Source organism: Desulfosalsimonas sp., assembly GCF_055149105.1.
The window spans coordinates 1-5,053 of the sequence record NZ_JBSRLA010000106.1 but is presented as its reverse complement, the minus strand read 5'-3'; the positions used below and the strand labels follow the sequence as shown (position 1 = coordinate 5,053).

Sequence of the window (5,053 nt, the reverse complement as noted above, 5' to 3'; positions counted from 1 at the left end):
TTAAGTTTTAAGTGATTAAGTGTTAAGTAAAATCAAAAAGTTATTTTTTTATTGGTTGGCGATTATACCAGTTTTAGGACTTTTTACGACTGCATCAAGGTTCAAGGTTCAAAAAAATAAAATCAAAGCTTTTAACCATGCGGACGCAGGGCTTCCTTCCAATAACAGCAGAGGCGGTAAAAAGCTTTTTACGGAACCGTCAAAGATCACTGCACAATCCGGATATTGTGCCGGCTCCGGCGAAACTGATCCAGATGATGAATCTGGTTTCTCAGGTCCATGCACATCATTTTGAAATAACGGACATCGCCTTTGCGTTCCGGGGCAATGTTTTCATGGTAATAGGCAAACAAGGACCCGGGAGACGAGGCGTTTAACTGCTCCAGCAACCGGCTCAGATCCATGGCAATCCGGTAGTATTCGGAAATTTCCACCGGCCGGGCCAGGACATCTTCGACCAGGCGCTTGATCTGCCGGTACTGCTCGGGGCGGGCGGATACGGCTTTCTCTGTTTTTTCCAGGGCCTGTTTCCGCCGCCGCCGCAGTTCCTCTATGCCGGGCAGTGTTTTGTCGTTCATTTCATTGCCCCTTTTTGTTCAATGCGGGCCCCTACATCATGGCTGTCTCCGGGTGAAACACGTTGACCTCTTTTAGATCATCGTTGAGATAGGTTCTTTCATTGGGTCCGAGAATCCCCAGCGACAGACAGATAATGGTCCAGAGATGGACCACGCCGTAATGGCCGCCGTAATGTTCGCTCAGCTCATGGATCTGGGCATGGCAATTATGGCAGCCGGCAATGCAGTAGTCCGCCTTGGTGGCCTGGATCTGGTCGTCCTTGATCTTTCCGAATTCCAGGCGTTCGTCCTTGTATCCCGACTGGAGAAAGCCGCCCCCGCCCCCGCAGCAGAAGTTGTTGGAATGGTTGGGGGTCATATCAATGACGTTTTCCTCTCCAACGCAGGCTTTGACAACGTAGCGCAGATCATCGGCAATGGCATCACCGTAACTTTTGCGAACGATCTGACAGGGATCCTGTACGGTGAACTTGACCTTCAGGTCCTTGTTCCAGTCTGAATTGACCTTGAGCTTGCCCTCGCGAATCCATTTGGCATAGTATTCGTAGATGTTTTTGACTTCAAACCGGTGCTCGATGTTGAATTTTTGCAGTCCGGCCCGGACTGCGAATGTGACGTGCCCTCATTCGGTATTGAGAAACGTCTTGCACCCCAGTTCATGGGCCTTGTCCGTGGATGTCTGGATGATGTGCTTCCATGCGTCATCATCGGCCAGAAACATGCAGTAGTTCTCCCCGCCCCAGCCCTTTGAGCCGTAGGTCCAGCTGGCACCCACAAGGTGGAGGATCTTCCAGAGGGGGACCATCTCGTCGGGTTCGGTGACCGGTTCCCGGGAGTTCTGGTTTAAGAAGAATTCCGCACCCTGCTTGTCAATGGGCGCTTCCATGTCGCCAAATTCCGGCTGGGCTTCCTTGTACTCCTCGAGCACGTCCTCGACCACAAATTCGAAGTCCTCTCCTGTTGCGCCCATGGCACTGCAGGTATCCACCTTCAGGGCCAGGTCGCAGGAGCCCAGAATTCCCTTGGGCCGCTGGTCCCTTGGCCAGCTTGCCCGCGCATGAAAAACGAGCTGGGGGATGTTGATTTTCATGGGGCATACGTAGATGCACCGCTGACACATGGTGCACATCCATACCCACGGCGTGCTTTTGATCTCCTCGTCCATGCCCAGTGCCGCCATGCGGAGAAACTTTCTGGGATCAAGTCCTTCCAGACCGGTGGCCGGGCATCCTGAAGCGCATGCACCGCAGGTCAGGCACAGATCCAGGTTGCCCTCCTCGGGCAGGATCTGCTTGACCTTGTCCATGAAGATGCTTTTCTTGGCGCCGCCAAGTTTGATGGGTTCGTCTGCCATATCCGCAAAGCCTCCTTTTTGGTCCTTCTTACCAGGGCCTCATAAAATGGTTGCTGAAAAAAAATTTTTTTAACTGGGACTATGCTCAAAATAGGGGACCCTGGTTTCGGATGTCAAGTATTTTTAGCAAAAGCCAATAATTTTGCCGGGGAGATCAACAACCGGTTGATTTTTTGGGCGGAAAAAGGTATGCAGGAAACTTGAAACAAACCGCAGCCGAAAGTGTTTGATCATGAGTGACCAACCCGCAGATGCGTCTGCCTTGATGGCGGAGTTGCATGCCCTTGCAGACCCGGAAGCCGCTGCAGGGCTTCAGCGGTTTTTCAAGACGGCAAGGGGCCAATACGGTGAGCAGGACCGGTTTCTGGGAATCCGGGTGCCTGAACTGCGTAAAATTGCCGGAAAACATCGCACCATTCATATTCACGATGCGGGCCGTCTGTTGCGCACTCCGTATCATGAGGCCCGGATGCTGGCGCTGTTGATTTTGATCCGGCAGTTTGCCAAGGGTTCCCCTGAGGACCGTACCGCCATTTACAATCTTTACATGGCACACACGGAACACATCAACAGCTGGGACCTTGTGGATGCTTCGGCCGGACAGATACCCGGGGCATATCTGCGGGAACGCAGCCGCTGGCCCCTTTATGAACTGGCGGCCTCGGATCTGCTGTGGGAGCGGCGCATATCCATGATTGCCACCTGGCCCTATATCCGGGAAAATGATTTCACCGATACCCTGGCAATCGCCGAAATCCTTGTCAACGACAAAGAGGACCTGATTCAAAAGGCTGTGGGCTGGATGCTGCGGGAAATCGGAAAACGGGACATGGCCGTGGAAGAAACATTTTTAAAATCTCATTACCGGGAAATGCCTCGTACCATGCTGCGGTATGCCATTGAAAAATTTCCGGAGGAAAAGCGGCAAAATTATCTCAAAGGTCTTGTGTGAAGCCGGATGCGATAGAGGTCGGATACCCGGGATTGTTTACTTGAAATACAACGGAGCAGGCATTGCCGCATCTAAGCATTAAAATCAGACTCAACAGTTTCCTCGGCCTGATTCTTTTGGCGGGGTTTTTATTTGTTTGCCTGTCGGGCTATTATACCAGCAAGGCATGCCTGGAAAACAGTGCGGCCCGTGCGTCTTCGGCCAGAATCACCATTGACAGCCCCCGGCAAGCGCCGGCTGGACAAAACACGGATACCACAGTCCGGACCCTGAGATACCGCCTTTACCGGAACCTGTTGATCAGTCTGCTGGTGACGGCTCTGGTGCTTGTGATCAATGCCCTGGTGATCAACCGTTTTCAGGGGCAGCTCGATAAACTGGCAACCGCCGATGACTTGACAGGAATTTCCAACCGCCGGGCCTTTCTCCGCCAGGCCCAGCGTGATGTGGCACAGGCCGGGCGCTACGGCACACCGGTTTCGCTTTTGATTATTGATGTGGACCATTTCAAGGGCGTCAATGATGCACTGGGCCACGAAACCGGGGACCTGGTGTTAAAGACGGTGGCCGATGAGATTCGCAACACCATCCGGGAAGATGATCTGGCCGGGCGTATGGGCGGCGAAGAGTTTGCGGTTATTCTTCCCCGCACGAACCTGGAAGCGGCCTGTGCTGCGGCCGAACGCCTGCGCCGGGCCGTGGCCGGTATCCGGATGCAGAACTTTGGCATGAGCCCGGATTTGACGGTCAGCATCGGGGTTGCGGCCAGGCAGGATGCTTACACGGATTTAAACGAGCTGATGCGCATGGGGGATCTCGCCCTGGATGAAGCCAAAAAGCGCGGTAAGAACCGGGTTTGCACCATGTATGACCGAACTGAAAGCAAATAAAATGAAAAAACAGCCCCTGACTTTCTGGGCCGGAAAAAAAGCATATGAAAAGATCCGTCGCCACGGTCTGTCTGCCGACGATGTGCAGGTCATGGCCGGCGCTGCGGGCGGACCCAAGTGGCTGGTGTTAAACCGGCTGGATCGGGCCATATTCGGCAACTGGCTGGCCGCCCGCAAAGCCCCGCTTTTTCTTTTGGGCGCCTCCATCGGGGCCTGGCGCTTTGCCGCCGGCTGCCAGAAAGATCCCGTGGAGGCCATTGCACGGTTTGAAAAAGCCTACATGCAGCAGGCTTACCCGGACAACCCGCCGCCGGAAATCATTGATGCGGAACTCGAACGCATCCTGGACGAATTGCTGGACCGGGACGGCCCGGAGCAGATTCTGTCCAATCCCGCATTCCGGCTCAGTATCCTGGCGGTGCGGTGCCGGAAGATGACCGGCACGGATCGCAAATCCCGGCTGATACCGGGACTGGGGCTTGCGGCTGCGGTCAATGCCGTATCCCGCAGGGGGCTGGGATTGTTTTTCGAGCGGACCCTGTTTTATGATTCCCGTCAGCGCCCGCCCTTTTACAGCATGAACGGATTTCCCATCCAGCGGGTGGCTCTGGACAAAAACAATCTCAAGGCGGCCCTGATGGCCTCGGGTTCCATTCCCATGCTCATGTCCGGAATAAAAAACATTCCCGGTGCTCCGGCGGGCATGTACCGCGACGGGGGGATTCTGGATTATCATCTCAATATTGATCTTCAGCCGGGGGGTGAAGGAATCGTTTTGTTTCCCCATTATGCCGAAAAACTTGTGCCCGGGTGGCTGGACAAGCAGGTGTTCTGGCGCAGGCCGGATTTTTCCCGCATGGACAATGTGTTGATGGTCGCCCCGTCTGCGGATTTTGTCAGCCGCCTGCCCATGGGAAAGATTGCCGACAGAAGCGATTTTTATACCTTTGCCGGAAAAGATCAACAGCGCATGGACTGCTGGCAGCAGGTGGTTGACCAGGGCCGGCACCTGGCCGAGGATTTCATGGAAACCGTGGAAACCGGCCGTATCGGAAATCGTTTGCGTCCCATTTGGGATTTGTACCGGCGTTAAATTTGATGGCGCCGTAAATCCAAAATCAGACTTCTAACATCAAAAAAGTTGCTGATAGTGCTTGGTTCTATAATTTTCGCATGATGTCGACCCGGTGGCGGTTTGCTCCCTGCTGACCGCTTGCGCGCTCAATGCGACTCGCAAACCACCCCCGGGCCGGCATCATGGCCGACTGTGTGCAAAGTT

Annotated in this window: 5 protein-coding genes; 3 read left to right on the top strand and 2 right to left on the bottom strand. The window is 54.2% G+C overall.

Features of this window, described 5'->3' with window-relative positions:
- Nucleotides 1-206: 206 nt before the first annotated feature.
- Together ACTCIA_RS16045 and ACTCIA_RS16040 are read right to left on the bottom strand one after the other, a co-directional pair.
- A complete protein-coding gene (locus ACTCIA_RS16045; RefSeq protein ID WP_463002815.1) occupies nt 207-578 on the bottom strand; it encodes a hypothetical protein in 372 nt (123 codons plus the stop codon).
- A gap of 31 nt (nt 579-609) precedes the next feature.
- Nucleotides 610-1,932: a (Fe-S)-binding protein gene (locus tag ACTCIA_RS16040; RefSeq protein ID WP_463002814.1), complete on the bottom strand. Its 1,323-nt coding sequence runs from the start codon at nt 1,930-1,932 to the stop codon at nt 610-612.
- A gap of 232 nt (nt 1,933-2,164) precedes the next feature.
- On the opposite strand from ACTCIA_RS16040, the gene ACTCIA_RS16035 reads away from it, so the two are divergent.
- The 3 genes from ACTCIA_RS16035 to ACTCIA_RS16025 all read left to right on the top strand — a co-directional run bounded on the left by ACTCIA_RS16035 (nt 2,165) and on the right by ACTCIA_RS16025 (nt 4,867).
- A complete protein-coding gene (locus ACTCIA_RS16035; protein ID WP_463002813.1) occupies nt 2,165-2,884 on the top strand; it encodes a DNA alkylation repair protein in 720 nt (239 codons plus the stop codon).
- Nucleotides 2,885-2,946: 62 nt separating this feature from the next.
- A complete protein-coding gene (locus tag ACTCIA_RS16030; protein WP_463002812.1) occupies nt 2,947-3,774 on the top strand; it encodes a GGDEF domain-containing protein in 828 nt (275 codons plus the stop codon).
- A 1-nt stretch (nt 3,775) separates the two neighbouring features.
- The gene (locus tag ACTCIA_RS16025) at nt 3,776-4,867 is read left to right on the top strand and encodes a patatin-like phospholipase family protein (protein WP_463002811.1); all 1,092 of its coding nucleotides are present in this window, start codon (nt 3,776-3,778) and stop codon (nt 4,865-4,867) included.
- The last annotated feature ends 186 nt before the right edge of the window (nt 4,868-5,053 follow it).